Genomic DNA, 15,362 nt, shown 5'->3' with positions numbered 1-15,362 from the left:
GGCGCGCTCCGGTTCAGGGCTGAATCAGCTTGGACACGGCGTCCAACAGCTTGGCCGGGTCGAAAGGCTTGACGATCCAGGCCTTGGCGCCGGCCTCCTTGCCCTGCATTTTCTTGTCGTCGCTGCCTTCGGTGGTCAGCATGATCACCGGCAGGAAACGGGTGGCCGCCCCCTCCTTCAGCCGCTTGAGCAGGGTGATGCCGTCCATGCCCGGCATATTGACGTCGGAAATGACCAGATTGACGCGGACGCCGTTCAGCTTGGCCAGCGCATCGTTGCCGTCGCAGGCCTCGATCACCTCGTAACCCGCCCCCTTGAGCGCAATGCTGACGGTGGCGCGGATGCTGGCAGCGTCGTCAACAATCAAAATGGATTTGCTAGGCATGAATCTCTCCGGGATAAGTCCGAAAAACTCGATCAAACATCAGAAGAAATCGACATCGCCGCTAGACGCCGCGGGCTTGCCGCCGCCGCCCTTGTGAAGCGCGGCCTGCTCCAGCGTGGTGTAGGTGGATTCGAGGCGCTTGAGCCATTCCCGGGGCTCGACCCGGGGGGCTTTCTCCCCGCGCCGGCGCGCCTCGCGCACCGCCTCCAGATGGGCCTGCATGTGTTTCAGATCCTGAGCGACATGCTGGACGATCTGGCTGACCCGGTCCTGGAACTGCAAGGCGATCAGCGAAGCGTGCAGCTCCTTCTCCACGCGGGAGCCTTCGGTCTGCATCCTTTGGTTGATCTGAGCCAGTTTCTCCGCGGCGGCGCTGAAATCCCGCACCGAATCGTCCAGCAGCCCCAGCGCGTTATTGCCCCGGTCCGCGTCCTGCGCGCCCAGGCTGGTGGTGGTCTGGCGGGTCTGCTCCAGCGCGCCGTTGATCTCCACCACTTTTTCCGACATCTGCTTGCCAGTCTGCTCCGATTGCTGCGACAGCTTGCGCACTTCGTCCGCCACCACCGCGAAGCCGCGGCCGAACTCGCCGGCGCGCGCGGCCTCTATGCTGGCGTTCAAGGCCAGCAGATTGGTTTGATTGGAGATGCGGCCCACCTGATCGGCCATGGACAGCAATTCGCTTGAATAGGTGGCGAGGCGGGTGACCTCTTCGATCAGCTGCTGGCGGTGGCCGACGATCTCCGCCAGCACCGACGAGATTTCCTTGCTGCGCAGGCTGGCGTCCGCCACCATCTGCTCCAGGCTGGCGTTGCCGATGTCGCTGGAAGCCGAGCCCGCCGCTTCGATGGTGGCGTGCAGTCCGTCCGCGATGCCGGTCAGCGTGCCCGCCAGCTGGTTGCCGCCGCTCACCGACTGCTCTATCACCAATTGCAGATTGCCTTCCCAGCGCTCGATCACCTGATGCAGCAGTTCGAGGCTCTCGTCATCGTCCGCCGCCGGCGCGGCGGATGACGCCTCAACAAGCGCTTGGGGCGCGTCGCCCCCGCCCCAGGCCAGCAGCAGCCCCCCGCCGCCCAGCACGGGGATCAGCCAGCCCAGCCAAGGCGACACCCACACCAACGCCGCCATCGCCGCCAGGCTCAGTCCGGCGAAGATGAACAGCGGCTTGCTCCTGTTTCCCATTCAACCATGCCCCCGCCAATGAGGAATCTTATAATCGGCGGCGCCCGTCGCGGACCCGCCGTTTGTCATCGCCAAGCGCTTGATTGCAAGCGGAACCGGCTGACGCATGGTTTCACTTAAGTTTCCGCCGACAAGACTGTCAAGAAAGACTATGGAATTCAGGGCATTGCCGCCGAAACCAGGCGGCCATAGCTGCCGTCCCGCTTCATCGTTTCCAGCGCGGCATCAAAACGATCGCGCATGCCGGCCAGCTCAGGCTTGCGCGCGAAGGCGATGTAGCTGGGAATTTGCTCGACCGGCGGCTTCAGCTCGCGCACCAGGGCCTCGGCATGCTGCCGCCGGATGATGTCCCAGGCGCCCAGACGGTTGCTGACCAGGATGTCGAAACGCCGCGCCAGCAGCTTGTCCAGGTTCTGCTCGCCGCTGGCGGCCATCTCCGCGATGCGGATGCCTCCCTGCCTCACCGCCGCGTCGAAGACCGCGCCGTAGCTGACGGCCCTCACCGCGCCGAAGCGATAGCCGGCCAATTGGCTCAATCGGCCGTCGAAACGGATCGGGGAATCCTGCAGCACGAACAGCGACACCTCCTGCGGCATCAGCACCTGGCGGGAATAGTCCAGCCGGGCCTCGCGCTCGGGCGTCTTGTAAAGCGTGAAGACGGCGTCCGCCTGGCCCGACTCCGCCATCGCCAGCGAGCGTCCCCAGGGATAGACGCCGACATGGACGGAGCGCCCCATCCTGCGGAAGGCCTCGCGCACGACGTCCACCGCGACGCCCCTCACCTCGGCTCCATCCTGATACTGGTAAGGCGGGTATTGCAGCGTGACCAGCTCCAGCGGCCGTTCGCCGGCGGCGGCCAAGGCGGACAGCAGGCACAGCAAGACGAGCAAGCGGGACAAGATTCGCGCGCTCCATAAAGACAAAGAGGACGTCCCGATGCCGGAACGCCCTCTTTGGCGCAGAGCCGGCCTGGACTCTTCAAGATAGTCCAGGCCTAAAGGCTGATCAGATCAGATTCTGCTCCGCCACATTCAGGTTGAGGTCTATCATCTGCTCGCTGCCGCCCTTGTCCTTCAAGTCCAGCCGCGCGCACTCGATGGCGTCGAGATAGGCTTCGGTGATGTCGCCGGTGATGTATTGGCCGTCGAAGCAGGAGCTCTCGAACAGGCCCAGCTCGCGGTTGACGCTGCGCACCGCGTCTTGCAGCGCGTCCAGATCCTGGTAAATCACCACGTCGGCGCCGATTTCGCGCGCGATCTCCGCCTCGTCGCGGCCGGTGGCCAGCAACTCGGCCCGGGTGGGCATGTCGATGCCGTAGACATTGGGGAAACGCACCGCCGGCGCGGCGGAGGCGAAATAAACCTTCTTGGCGCCGGAGTCGCGCGCCATCTGCACGATTTCCTTGGACGTGGTGCCGCGGACGATGGAGTCGTCCACCAGCAGCACATTGCGGCCGGAAAACTCCAGCGGCACCGGGTTCAGCTTCTGACGCACCGATTTCTTGCGCACCGCCTGTCCCGGCATGATGAAGGTGCGGCCGATATAGCGGTTCTTGATGAAGCCCTCGCGGTACGGCAACCCCATCGCATTGGCCAGCTGCAGCGCGCTCTGGCGGCTGGAATCGGGAATCGGGATCACCACGTCGATGTCCAATTCAGGCAGATCGCGGCGGATCTTCTCAGCCAGCATCTCGCCCATGTTCAGGCGAGACTGGTAGACCGACACGCCATCGATCACCGAATCCGGACGGGCGAAATACACGTATTCAAACAGGCAGGGCGCGAGGCGGGTGTTCTCGGCGCAGATCTGGCTGTGCATGTCGCCGTCGAAGGTCACGTATACGCACTCGCCCGGCTGCACGTCGCGCAGCAGCTTGAAACCGGAACAATCCAGCGCCACCGACTCCGACGCGAACATGTACTCGGTCTTGCCGTCGGTCTCGGTGCAGCCCATCACCAGCGGACGGATGCCGTTGGGGTCGCGGAAAGCCACCAGACCGAAGCCGGCGATCATCGCCACCACCGCGTAGGCACCCTTGACGCGGCGGTGCACGGCTTCCACCGCGCCGAACACAGCGTCCACCGTCAGCTCATGGCCCGTCACCCGTTGCGCCACTTCGTGGGCGAACACGTTCAACAGCACTTCAGAGTCGGAATTGGTGTTGATGTGCCGCAGATCGTTGCGGAACATGTCCGCCTTCAGCTCATCGGTATTGGTCAGGTTGCCGTTGTGCGCCAGCACGATGCCGAAAGGCGAGTTGACGTAGAACGGCTGGGCCTCCGCCAGGCAGGAAGCCGAGCCAGCCGTCGGATAGCGCACATGGGCGATGCCGGCGTTGCCCAGCAGCGAACGCATGTTGCGGGTGCGGAACACATCGCGCACCATACCGCTGCCCTTGTGCATGTGAAAGGTCTTGCTATTGGCGGTAACGATACCGGCCGCGTCCTGTCCGCGGTGTTGCAGCACCTGCAAACCGTCGTACAGCAGCTGATTGACCGGCGATTGACCGACCACGCCTAGAATTCCACACATCTTTAATGCCCTCTATCCCAACTTGCTGAAAAGGAAAAGCCCAAAAGAAAGAGGCGGAATCTTGAAGTAAAGATATCAAGATATTCCGCCTCTCTCGCCTAACTGTCCGGCGGCAGGCCGCCGGGCGAGTCGTAGTGCAAATTGTCCGCCATCGTTGGCGGCAACCATGGCCTCAATGACAAGGCCAGAGATTCGAATGGAGCCGCGAGCACCGCGTTCCTCCACATAGGCTTCTGCGGCAGATTGCTCAATCCGCCCAACAGCACCAGCGCCGTCACCAGCACCATGCCCCGCGCCAGGCCGAACATGCCGCCCAGCAGCCGGTTGACCGCGCCCAGGCCTATGCTGTCGATCAGTCCGGTCAGCGTCACCCGCAGCAAGGCGGTGGCCAGCCACACCAGGAAAAAGACCAGCACAAAGCCGGCCACCATGCGCAAACCCTCGCTCTGCAGGCTGGCCGGCAGGAAGGCCATCGCCAGCGGCGAAAACTGCTTCGCGCACCAGAAGGCGATCAGCCACGAGCCCAGCGACAGCACCTCGGCGATCAGACCGCGCATCAGGGCCATCAGCACCGATCCGGCGATGATGGCTATTGCGATATAGTCGAACACGGTCATGGCGGCTACTTGTTGATGATGATGCCGTTGATGCCGGACTTGGCCAGCTTCTGCAGCGCGGCCTGCGCCTCAGCCTGGCTGGCGAACGGACCGACGCGGACGCGGGTCACTTCGCCCTTGCTGGTTTCCACCTTGGAAAAGTGGGCGGTCACGCCGATGGCGGAGAGCTTGCCGCGCAACGCGTCCACCTTGGCCGGATCGGACAGTGCCGCCAGCTGGATCACTGACTTGCCATGGGCCGGTTCAGCCTTGGCCTGATGGCTGTCCGGATCGACGCGGCCTTCCAGGATGGCCGCCGGATCGGCCTTGCGCGGCTTCTCGGCTTTGGGCTCTTCCTTGCGTTTTTCCGGTTTGGGCTCAGGCTTGGGTTTCGGTTCGGGCCTGGGTTCCGGTTTCGGCGCGGCTTCCGCCACGGCCGGAGCCGGCTTCGCGGCTGGCTTGGCGGTTTCCGCCGGCGGCGGCGCGATGACGGAAGACAGGTTGGCCGGCAACTCGGTGGCGTTGCCTGGCGCGGGTGCCGGAACGGCGGCGTCCGCCACCGCCTGCGACGCGGCGGGCTTCGCGGCCGCGGCGGGCGCGGAAGCGGCCACCGGCGCAGACGCGCCGCCCATGATCTCGATGGACTCGGGCTTCATCTGCTGTTCCGGCAGATGGCCCACCACGTTCCACAAAACGACGGTGGCGATGGAAACCAGCACCACCGCGCCCACCAGGCGGCGGCGGGCGCGCTTTCTCAGCAATATCAGTTCATCGTGGCTGGACAGTGCCATGCATTCCTCAAACCGGGTGTCGCCGGGCCGCTTCCACTTCCGCTACGGTGTGGAATGATCCGAAAACGACGATTCTATCATTGTCGCCGGCCCGCGATAAGGCTGCCGACCACGCTTGGGCGACTGTATCGAAAGCCGACACCGACACGACGCCGGCATTTTTCAGCGCCGCGGCGATGGCTTCGCCGCTCTGGCCGCGCGGCATGTCCAGCCCGGCGGCCAGCCAGTGGTCGAATTCGCCCTTCGCCAGCTCAACCACCGCCGCCATGTCCTTGTCCGCCAGCATCGAGAACACCGCGTAGCGGTTCTCCGCGTACGGCAGCTGCTTGAGCGCGGCCACCATCGCCTTTACCGCATGCGGGTTGTGTCCGACATCCAGCACCACCGCCGGGCGGCCCGGCAGCACCTGGAAGCGGCCCGGCCACTCCACCTCCACCAGACCCTGCTTGATCGCGCCTATGCCAACCGGCAGCTTGTCGCGGATCGCCTCCAGCACGGCCAGGGCGCCGCAGGCGTTGACCATCTGGTAAGCGCCGCGCAGCGCCGGGATGGGCAGCGCGTGGCGGGCATGGTCGCCGCAGCGGAACGACCACTGGTTGTCCATCCGGGTGTAGCCGAAGTCGCGGCCGTACAGCTTCAGATCCGCGCCGATGGCTGCCGCGTGGTCCAGCAGCCGCGTGGGCGGCTCGGGGTCTACGCAGATCGCCGGCTTGCCGGCGCGATAGATGCCGGCCTTTTCGAAGCCGATGTCCTCGCGGTTGTCGCCCAGGATGGCCTGATGGTCCAGGTCCACGCTGACGACGACGGAGACGTCCGGCTCGAAGATGTTGACCGCGTCCAGCCTGCCGCCCAGCCCCACTTCCAGGATGATCACGTCCACCTTTTCGGCGACGAAGCTGTGCACCGCGGCCAGTGTGCCGAATTCGAAATAGGTCAGCGTGGTGTCGCCGCGCGCGGCGTCTATCGCCTCGAAGCTGGCGATGATGCGCTCGTCGCTGGCCGGCTTCAGATCGATGGCGATGCGCTCGTTGTAACGCAGGATGTGCGGCGAGGTATACGCGCCGACCCTGAAGCCGGCGGCGCGGAACATGCTGGACAGCATCGCGCAGGTGGAGCCCTTGCCGTTGGTGCCGGCCACCATGATCACCGGACAGGCGGGCTTGAGGCCCATCGCGTCGCGCACCCGGGACACGCGGGCCAGGCCCATGTCTATCGCCGCCGTGTGCAGGCTTTCCTGCCAGCTCAGCCAGTCGTCCAGCGTCTTTTTCATCGTCATCGGTGGGTTTCCGTCTCTTCTTCAGGCTGCGGCAGATGGAACCACAGCAGGTAAACTCTGAGCAGGCGGCGCGCTTCGGCGCCGGCCGAATCCGGCCACAGCATCACGCTGCGGCGCCTGCCGTCCTGCCTAGCGCTCAGCACCGTCAGCAGCGGCGTGACGAAGCAATCATCCTGCACCTCCGCCTCGCGCCGCTCGTCTCCGCGGCACAGGAACAAGCGGCCGCGCGGGTCGATTTCCAGCCGCTCCGGCGCGTCGCCCCGCAGCCATCCGTCGGCGCGCAGCGCGCGCCGCGCCAGCCAGGCGGCGGCCGGCACGCTGATCAGATAAGCCGCCGGCAGGTGCCAGGCCACGACGGCCGCGTAGCCGGCGAAAGCGGCCGACACCAAGGCCAGCCACCACCGCGACGGCCGCAGCGGCACCGAGAAGGGTTGCAGCGGCGGCCGTTCGCGCATGGGTTTTACAGCTCGCTGGCCGGGCTGTTGGTGATGTCGTCGTCGACGCTGTCCATCACCGTGGAGTGGATTTCCACGTCGAACCACTCCCAGAACGCCTTCAGCGACAAATCCTTGGGCCACAGGGCTTCGTCCTCGTCCCAGGACGCGAGTTCCATCTTGAACAGCTGTTCGCTGATCTCGTCGATATGGGCGACGCCCTCTTCCGGCTCGATGAACTCCGGCAGCAGGATGGCGGTGCAGTCGCTGCGCAGGCTGTCCAGCGACAGGTCGATCATGTCGGTGTCCGGCAGCTGGTTCAGCCAATCCAGGAACGGTTGCTTCGGTTTGATCACGGCAACGGCGCGGTCGACGAAATACATGGCGGGACCTTTCGGACAAATGTTGATTCGGCGCGCATTGTATCAGCCCCGAAGCCGCCAGGCGACCCGTCCGCCGGCAGGGCCATCGTGTTAAACTGGCCGGTATTTTCCCATCTAGCAAGACACACAGAACATGGCCCTGATTACCGTCGAGAAGGCGTGCCTCGCCTTCGGACACCACGCGCTGCTGGACAACGTAGACTTCGCCCTGGAACCGGGCGAGGCGGTCGGCCTGATCGGCCGCAACGGCGCGGGCAAGTCGTCGCTGCTGAAAGGCATCGCCGGCGCGGTGCAGCTGGACGACGGCCGCATCAACACCAAGGGCGACGTCAAGGTCGCCTACGTGCCGCAGGAACCGGAATTCAACCCCGAGCACACTGTCTTCGAGGCGGTGGCCGAGGGCCTGGGCGAATTGAAGGCGCTGCTGACCGACTATCACAAGGTCACCCAGCAGCTGACGCAGGCCGACGCCGACCACGAGCAGGCGCTGGCGCGGATGGAAACCATCCAGCACGAGCTCGAAGCCCGCGGCGGCTGGCAATTCGACGCGCTGATCTCGTCCACGCTGAGCCACCTGGACCTGGACGCCGACGCCCGCATCTCGGCGCTGTCCGGCGGCTGGAAAAAACGTGTGGCGCTGGCGCGCGCGCTGGCGTCCAAACCGGACGTGCTGCTGCTGGACGAGCCGACCAACCACCTGGACGTTTCCGCCATCGAATGGCTGGAAAGCCTGATCAAAGGCTTCTCGGGCAGCGTGCTGCTGATCACCCATGACCGCCGCTTCCTCGACAACGTCGCCACCCGCATCATCGAACTCGACCGCGGCATCCTGCGCAGCTACCCGGGCAGCTTCTCCGCCTACCAGACCCGCAAGGCGGAAGAGCTGGCCATCGAAGAAGAGCAGAATCGCGTGTTCGATAAATTCCACGCTCAGGAAGAAGTGTGGATCCGCAAGGGCATCGAGGCGCGCCGCACCCGCAACGAAGGCCGCGTGCGCCGGCTGGAGGCCATCCGCCGCGAGCGGTCCGCCCGCCGCGAGCGCGTCGGCAAGGTGAACTTCCAATTGGACGCCGGCGAGCGCTCCGGCAAGCTGGTGGCCGAGCTGGAACACGTCGGCAAGGGCTTCGGCGGCAGGCAGCTGATCCGCGGCTTCACCAGCCGCATCCTGCGCGGCGACAAGATCGGCCTGATCGGGCCCAACGGCGCCGGCAAGACCACGCTGCTCAAACTGATCCTGGGCGAGCTCGAACCCGACTCCGGCTCGGTCAAGCAAGGCACCAAGCTGGAAATCGCCTACTTCGACCAGTTCCGCGAGCAGCTGGACGAGGAAATGAGCGTGGCCGACGTGATCAGCCAGGGCAACGACTTCGTCGAAATCGGCGGCGTGAAGAAACACGTGATGAGCTATCTGGAAGACTTCCTGTTCTCGCCGCAGCGCGCCAGGAGCCCGGTGCGCTCGCTGTCCGGCGGCGAACGCAACCGCCTGCTGCTGGCCCGCTTGTTCACCCGCCCGGCCAATGTGCTGGTGCTGGACGAGCCGACCAACGACCTCGACATCGACACGCTGGAATTGCTGGAAGACGTGATCGCCCAGTATTCGGGCACCGTGTTTCTGGTCAGCCACGACCGCGCCTTCCTCGACAACGTGGTCACCCAGGTGATCGCCTTCGAGGGCGAAGGCCGGCTGGAAGAGTATCCGGGCGGCTACCAGGACTGGCTGGACGCCAAGAAACGCATGGCCGAGCTCACTACCGCCGAAAAGGCCAAGGAAAGCGCTCAGACCGCCGCGCCCGCGCGCCAGGACAAGCCCAAGGCCGCGCGCAACAAGCTGTCCTACAACGAAACCCGCGAGCTGGCGGCGTTGCCGGACCAGATCGGCGCGCTGGAGACGGAGCAGGCCGAGCTGAACCAGCGCCTGCTTGATCCCAACTGCTACCGCGACACGCCCAAGGAGGCCATCGCCTGGCAACAGCGCATTGAGGAAATCGACGAGCTGCTGCTGGAAAAGCTGGCCCGCTGGGAAGACCTGGAGCAACGCGGCCGCTGAGTCTCCGCTCCGCTGCGGCGGGCGGCGCTTTGCCGCCCGGCCGCGAATGGGCTACACCGGAAGGAGCAGAGGCGACGCCCGGACTCCATCCAGCCTCTCCAAGCCGCGCTGCGGCCTGCGTCGCCAGGACCCAACCAGACACGGGGCGGAGGACATGTGGCGCCACTCGAGAGCCGAAAACCGCGGCATGGGCAAGGCTGGCGGCTCGCGGCCGCGCTGGCGATGCTTGCCGGCGCCGCCCAGGGCGCGCCGCTCGCCTGCGCTTCCGACGTGGACTTCCCGCCCTATGTATTCACCTCCTCGTCCGGCTTCGCCGGCGGCGCCCAGGACACCGGGCTCGCCATCAACGTGTTGCAGCGCGCGCTGAGGCGGGCGGGGCGCGAGCCGGCGGTCATCGAAAGATTGCCGTGGAAGCGTTGCCGCGAAATGGTCGCCCACGGCCAGATCGACATCGCCATCGACGTTCCCTCCCGCGAGCTAGACGAGAAACGCTTCCTGGCCACCGACGCCTACGCCGAAGTCCATCACCTGTATTTCTATTCCGCCAGAAAGCACCCGAAGGGCGCGCCGCTGCGCGCGCTGTCCGATCTCAAGCGCTATACCGTGTGCGGCCTGTTCGGCAACCGCCTGGACGCGTTCGGCATCGACCCCTCGCGCCAGGACATAGGCTCGAAAAACGAGCGCAGCGCGATCGCCAAGGTCACCGAAGGCCGCTGCGACGTCTTCATCGAAATACGCGAAGTGGTGGACAGCCTGTCGGAACGCGATGCGACGCTGCGCGATCTGTTCAACGGGCCGGCGCTCCGCCGCGCCGACCTGCCCGGCGACACGCCCACCGGCCTGCACTTCGAGCTCAGCCGCGCGTCGAAAGACGGCCGCGCGCTGCAGCAGTCGTTCAACGCCACCATCCGCGATCTGATCCGCAACAATGAAATGACCCGAATGATGCCGTGAGGCCGGTCACTTCAGCGGTTTGCCGAACACCGTTTTCGAGGCGACCGGCATCAGTTGGTCGACATTGCGGCGAGTGGCCACCAGGATGGGCACCAGGATTTCCTTGGCCGGCGGGCGGCCATGCAAATGCGAAACCAGCGCGCCGGCGGCGGAGCTGCCCATCAGATAAGGTTGCTGCATGCCGACGGCGACCAAGGCATCGCTCTTGAGCAGGCGGACCACGTCCGGCATCGCGTCGAAGGAGACCAGCAGCACCTGTTTTTCCTTGCCCGCCTCCCGTATCGCCCGCATCGCCCCGTCCACCGGCTGATCGGTTTCGATGAAGAAACCCCGCGCCATCGGATGCGCGGCCAGCATTTCCTTAACGTAGCGGTAAGTCTCCTCGGCGGAGTAATCCTTCATCTGCCTGAGCACGATCTCCCGCGGAAAGCCGGCGTCCTTCATCGCGTCGCGGAATCCATTGGTGCGGTCCTGGCCGTTCTTCCTGGACAATTCGATGGTGACCATGCCGTAAGCGCCGCCGCTCCAGTTTCGCGCCTTAAGCGCCTTAGCCAACTCCGCCCCCACATCGTATGCGCCGCGGTAGTTGTCCGATTTGACGAAGCTGACGTAATCGCCGCCGCTGGCGCCGATATCGGCGATGGCGACCGGAATGCCGGCCCGCCGGGCCAGGGTGAGCGCCTCCTCGGCCGATTTGCTGTTGGTCGGAGAAATCACGATCCCCGCGACATGGCGATCGATGGCCTGGCGGACATTGTTCAGCTGCATTTCCGCGTTGAGCTTGCTGTCCAGCTCCGAAAACGCGTAGCCATTCTCCTCCGCCACCGCCTTCACGCCCTTGCCGACCGTGTTCCAGAACGGCAGATCCGCCTTGGCGGTGATGTAGGCGATTTCAGCGGACAGGGCATGAAGCGGGACCAGCCCGATGAGGATCGCCAATGCCCGCGGCAACGCGCGGCGCATCAGCGACGCGATCCTCAAAACGATTGTGGAGACCGTTACAATATTCACGGCGCATCCCCCTCGGAAAGATGTCGAATCGAGCTTCCATTTTAGCCGGGCAGGCGCGATATCCATGGAAAATCACGGGCGTCCGCATGCCGGCGCGGCCCACCCGAGCGCCATTCACCCCGCATCGCCCATCCGCCCGCCATAGCCCGATCCGCTCCCGCATTTACAGTGGAGCCGGGGCCGGCGTCCCTGCTCGCGCTATACTGCCCCCAAAGCAGCCTTCCCGCGCAAAGCGCGGGAGCCAGACGAATCGCCGCGGCGCGCGATGCGAGGGGGACAGCCCCTCCGCGGCATGGAAAGACAGGAGTCCACGCGACAATGGAAGACACCCAGCTGAATGACGGCGGCGCCGGCCGCCGCCGCCTGCTTCAAGGCGCTGCGCTGGCAGGCCTGGCGGCCCTGCTCGCCGCCTGCGGCACCACGCCGGTGAAGACCAGCCAGCAGCGCCCGCGCCCGGGCAAGCCGGGCGGCGACACCTCGCTGTCCAACATCACCGCCGACGGCAACGGCCGCGAGATTCTGCTGTACACGATAGGCCTGCTGGACGGCGGCTATCAGTTCGGCGGCAGCAATCCGGAAGCGGGGCTCGATTGCAGCGGCATGGTCAGCTACATCTACCAGAACGCCGTCGGCATCCGCCTGCCGCACAACGCCGCGCAGATCGCCGGCATCGCGCGGCCGATATCCGACAGCCAGATGCAGGTCGGCGACCTGGTGTTCTTCAACACCATGAACCGGCCGTTCTCGCACATGGGCATCTTCATCGGCGACGGCAAGTTCGTCCACGCCCCGCGCACCAACAGCACCATACGCGTCGCGCGGCTGGACAACGTCTACTTCGCGCCGCGCTATCAGGGCGCGCGCACCGTGCTGCGCGCCTGATTTCCGGGCCGCCTCCCGGCGGCCCCGCCATCCCTCCAGCTCTCCCCATCAAAAAAATTTCTCCTTGCCGGGAATAATCGGCGGCATCCCTGCGTATACCCCTTGCAAGCGCGGACCAAGCGTCCCGCTTTCCTACCACACGACCAGGAGCCATCGATGAAACGCACCCTGTTGCTAGGCGGCATGCTCGCCGCGCTCTCCGCCGCGCAGATCCAGGCCGCGCCGTCCCCGATATCAACCCGCGAAGGCGCGCTGACCGACCCCGCCGGCATGACGCTCTATGTTTTCGCGAAAGATCAGGCCGGAAACGGCCGCAGCGCCTGCAATGGCCCCTGCGCGGCATTATGGCCGCCACTGGCCGCCAAAGCGGACGACCAGCCCGAAGGCGAACTGGGCCTGATTGACCGCGACGACGGCTCGCGGCAATGGTCGTGGCGCGGCAAGCCGCTCTACCGTTTCTCTCAGGACCAAGCGCCCGGCGAACGCAAAGGCGACAACTTCAAGCAACTCTGGCAAGTGGCCCGGCCCTGACCCCCTCTGAACAAACCAGGAAAACCAGCATGCGAAAAACCGCCTTCCTTTTGGCCGCCTCCGCGCTGTGGGCACTTGCGCAAATCTCCGCCGCCGCCCAGGCTTTCGATCCGGACATCCGCAACAACACGCTGGCGGTCAGCCCCGATGAAAGCCTGGCGATAGCCGGCAATAGCCAGACGGCCGAGCTGAAGGTATACGACCTGGCGCAAGGACGGCTCAAAGCCGCGCTGTCCGGCTTCATCACCCTCCGCAACATCGTGTTCGCGCCGGATGGCCGCCGCTTCTATGTCACCGACAGCAGCAAAGGCCTGCTGGAGCGATGGAATGCCGGCACATTGACGCTGGAGGCCAGCCTAGCTCTGGGTCCCGGCGCCTTCGGCAGCGCCATCGACCGCCAGGGCGCCCGCCTCTATGTCAACAATCAGGCATCCAATACCGTCAGCGTGGTGGACTTGAACGCCTGGCGGGTCAGCAAGGTGATCACCGGTTTTTCCGGCCCGCGCCAGGGCGTCAAGCTGTCGCCGGACGGCGCCGACCTCTACGTCACCAACTTCCGCAGCGACAAGCTGAGCGTGGTGGATACCTCGTCCCTGTCCGTGCTCCGGGAAATCGGCGGCTTCAACAAGATACGCGCGATTTCGGTGTCCGCCGACGGCGGCACGCTGTACGCGGCCAACAGCGGCGACGACACCCTGGCCAGGGTGGATACCCGGTCCGGCAAGATCACGGCCACCGTCGCCGTGGGCCGCGAGCCCTACGGCGCCGCGCTGCGCCCCGACGGGAAAGTCCTGTACTCTGGCAATTTGAAGAGCGATTCGCTCACCGAGGTCGCCTTGCCGGCATTCCGGCCGGCCGCGCAGATCGGCGGCTTGTCCGGCCCGCGCCAAGCCATCTCCTTCAGCAAGGACAGCCGCAAGGCCTGGGTGCTGAACGAGGACTTGAGCGTAGCGGAGCTCGACTTGGCGACGCGCCGTATCATCAGGGAGCTCAAGCCATCGGCGAATTAGAACCGGAGCGGCAGTTTCATCGACTGCTGCTGGACAACCTCGCCCGGCTGCGCCGCTATGCCCGCGTGCTGGAGCGGAACGCGGCGCACGCCGACGATCTGGTCCAGGACACGCTGGAATCGGCCTGGCGCAACTGGCGGCAATGGCGGCCAGGCTCGGACATCCGCCCCTGGCTGTTCGGCATCATGCACAACCGGCACGTGGACCACGTCCGGCGAAACCGCCCGCCTTGCGAGCTGTCCGGCGAAGAGTGGACGCAACTGGCCGTCCCGCCCGCCCATGAGCGGGAACTCCGGCTGCGCGACCTCGACCGCGCCATCTCGCGGCTGCCCGAGGAGCAAAGAGAGGTCCTGCTCCTCGTGGTGGTGGAAGAGATGCGCTACCTGGATGCGGCCAAAACGCTGGGACTGGCGGTGGGCACCGTGATGTCGCGCCTGCACCGGGGACGGGAACGGCTGCGGCAATTGATGGTTGAATATGGAGGCGCAGAGCCATGACCGAACCGAACGAGGAAACGCTGCAAGCCTATCTCGACGGCGAATTGCCTCCGCGACAGGCGGCGGAACTGGAAGCCTGGCTGGAGAAGCATCCCGACACCGCCCAGCGGCTGGATCAATGGCGCGGCCAGGACGACGCGCTGCGCGAGCTGTGGGCGCTGCCTGAGCGTGAGCCCATGCCCAGCCGGCTGCTGGCCGCGGCCAGGCCGCCCGCCAGGCGCTTCTCTCCGCCGTGGCTGAGCCAGGCCATGGCCGCCGGGCTGGTGTTCGCGCTGGGCCTGGGCGGCGGCTGGTACGGACGGCAAGCCTATCAGACCGAACCCGCCGCGCCAGCCGCAAGCCTGGCGATGGACAGCCTGCCGCGCCAGGCCGCGATGGCGCATGTGGTCTACAGTCCCGACATCCAGCGCCCGGTCGAGATCGGCGCGGACCAGGAGACGCAGATGGTCGCCTGGCTTTCGCGCCGCATGCGCAGCCCGATCACGCCCCCGCGGCTGGCCGAGGCCGGCTATGAGCTGATAGGCGGGCGCCTGCTGCCCGGCGAACAAGGCCCGGTGGCCCAGTTGATGTACCACGACGCCTCCGGACAGCGGGTGACGCTCTATGTGGCCAACGGCGCCCGGCCGCAAGCGGAGCAAGGCTTCCACTTCGCCAGCCAGGGGCCGGTCAACGTCTATTACTGGTGGGAGCGCGGCCGCGGCTACGCCTTGTCGGCCGGCATGCCGCGCGGCAAATTGGCCGAGTTGGCGGCGCTGGCTCAACGGCAGCTGGCGGGCGGCTGAGCCGCTGGCAAAGCCCCGGGCTTGGGCGCGCCGACGCAGGCTGCGACAAGCCGGCGCAATGCAACGTCA

The 15,362-nt window shown here is 65.9% G+C and carries 17 protein-coding genes; 7 read left to right on the top strand and 10 right to left on the bottom strand.

The annotated features are described in order from the left end of the window. Positions 1-13: 13 nt before the first annotated feature. From VL52_RS10110 to VL52_RS10070, 9 genes are all read right to left on the bottom strand, one after another. Positions 14-385, bottom strand: a complete 372-nt coding sequence (locus VL52_RS10110; RefSeq protein WP_021479097.1) for a response regulator — start codon at positions 383-385, stop codon at positions 14-16. Positions 386-424: 39 nt separating this feature from the next. Further along, positions 425-1,567: a methyl-accepting chemotaxis protein gene (locus tag VL52_RS23260; RefSeq protein ID WP_052729244.1), complete on the bottom strand. Its 1,143-nt coding sequence runs from the start codon at positions 1,565-1,567 to the stop codon at positions 425-427. A gap of 158 nt (positions 1,568-1,725) precedes the next feature. Beyond that, entirely contained in the window at positions 1,726-2,466 is a 741-nt protein-coding gene (locus tag VL52_RS10100) for a substrate-binding periplasmic protein (protein WP_235429268.1), read from the bottom strand. A 106-nt stretch (positions 2,467-2,572) separates the two neighbouring features. Continuing rightward, positions 2,573-4,099: an amidophosphoribosyltransferase gene (gene purF, locus VL52_RS10095; RefSeq protein ID WP_046156917.1), complete on the bottom strand. Its 1,527-nt coding sequence runs from the start codon at positions 4,097-4,099 to the stop codon at positions 2,573-2,575. A gap of 98 nt (positions 4,100-4,197) precedes the next feature. Further along, positions 4,198-4,716 carry a CvpA family protein gene (locus VL52_RS10090; protein WP_046156916.1) on the bottom strand — a complete coding sequence of 173 codons (519 nt, stop codon included), beginning with the start codon at positions 4,714-4,716 and terminating at the stop codon, positions 4,198-4,200. 5 nt (positions 4,717-4,721) lie between these two features. Beyond that, positions 4,722-5,486, bottom strand: coding sequence for an SPOR domain-containing protein (locus VL52_RS10085; protein ID WP_046156915.1), 765 nt, complete (start codon positions 5,484-5,486; stop codon positions 4,722-4,724). 7 nt (positions 5,487-5,493) lie between these two features. Next, a complete protein-coding gene (gene folC / locus VL52_RS10080) occupies positions 5,494-6,762 on the bottom strand; it encodes a bifunctional tetrahydrofolate synthase/dihydrofolate synthase (RefSeq protein WP_046156914.1) in 1,269 nt (422 codons plus the stop codon). Further along, complete coding sequence (locus tag VL52_RS10075; RefSeq protein WP_046156913.1) at positions 6,759-7,217, bottom strand: protein YgfX; 459 nt, start codon at positions 7,215-7,217, stop codon at positions 6,759-6,761. The genes folC and VL52_RS10075 overlap by 4 nt, the downstream gene beginning before the upstream one ends. A gap of 5 nt (positions 7,218-7,222) precedes the next feature. Continuing rightward, on the bottom strand, positions 7,223-7,579 hold the full coding sequence (locus VL52_RS10070) for a hypothetical protein (RefSeq protein WP_021475596.1): 357 nt from the start codon (positions 7,577-7,579) through the stop codon (positions 7,223-7,225). A gap of 133 nt (positions 7,580-7,712) precedes the next feature. Between VL52_RS10070 and VL52_RS10065 the strand changes: the two genes are divergently transcribed. Both VL52_RS10065 and VL52_RS10060 read left to right on the top strand, forming a co-directional pair. Further along, the gene (locus VL52_RS10065) at positions 7,713-9,626 is read left to right on the top strand and encodes an ATP-binding cassette domain-containing protein (RefSeq protein WP_046156912.1); all 1,914 of its coding nucleotides are present in this window, start codon (positions 7,713-7,715) and stop codon (positions 9,624-9,626) included. Between the two features lie 156 nt (positions 9,627-9,782). Beyond that, positions 9,783-10,580, top strand: coding sequence for a substrate-binding periplasmic protein (locus tag VL52_RS10060; RefSeq protein WP_144408883.1), 798 nt, complete (start codon positions 9,783-9,785; stop codon positions 10,578-10,580). 6 nt (positions 10,581-10,586) lie between these two features. Here the strand turns inward: VL52_RS10060 and VL52_RS10055 are convergent, their stop codons facing one another. Next, the gene (locus VL52_RS10055; protein WP_046156910.1) at positions 10,587-11,543 is read right to left on the bottom strand and encodes a substrate-binding domain-containing protein; all 957 of its coding nucleotides are present in this window, start codon (positions 11,541-11,543) and stop codon (positions 10,587-10,589) included. 366 nt (positions 11,544-11,909) lie between these two features. On the opposite strand from VL52_RS10055, the gene VL52_RS10050 reads away from it, so the two are divergent. The 5 genes from VL52_RS10050 (at position 11,910) to VL52_RS10030 (ending at position 15,293) form a co-directional block, all read left to right on the top strand. Beyond that, positions 11,910-12,473: a C40 family peptidase gene (locus VL52_RS10050; protein ID WP_235429266.1), complete on the top strand. Its 564-nt coding sequence runs from the start codon at positions 11,910-11,912 to the stop codon at positions 12,471-12,473. Positions 12,474-12,629: 156 nt separating this feature from the next. Continuing rightward, the gene (locus VL52_RS10045; protein ID WP_046156909.1) at positions 12,630-13,004 is read left to right on the top strand and encodes a COG4315 family predicted lipoprotein; all 375 of its coding nucleotides are present in this window, start codon (positions 12,630-12,632) and stop codon (positions 13,002-13,004) included. Positions 13,005-13,033: 29 nt separating this feature from the next. Beyond that, complete coding sequence (locus VL52_RS10040; protein ID WP_046156908.1) at positions 13,034-14,014, top strand: YncE family protein; 981 nt, start codon at positions 13,034-13,036, stop codon at positions 14,012-14,014. Beyond that, positions 14,002-14,511, top strand: coding sequence for a sigma-70 family RNA polymerase sigma factor (locus VL52_RS10035; protein WP_082113702.1), 510 nt, complete (start codon positions 14,002-14,004; stop codon positions 14,509-14,511). Before VL52_RS10040 ends, VL52_RS10035 begins: the two co-directional genes overlap by 13 nt. Further along, positions 14,508-15,293, top strand: coding sequence for an anti-sigma factor family protein (locus VL52_RS10030; protein WP_046156907.1), 786 nt, complete (start codon positions 14,508-14,510; stop codon positions 15,291-15,293). The genes VL52_RS10035 and VL52_RS10030 overlap by 4 nt, the downstream gene beginning before the upstream one ends. The last annotated feature ends 69 nt before the right edge of the window (positions 15,294-15,362 follow it).

The sequence above is a fragment of the Chromobacterium vaccinii genome (genome assembly GCF_000971335.1).
GTDB classification, from domain to species: Bacteria; Pseudomonadota; Gammaproteobacteria; order Burkholderiales; family Chromobacteriaceae; genus Chromobacterium; species Chromobacterium vaccinii.
This window is presented reverse-complemented; position numbering and strand designations above follow the sequence as displayed.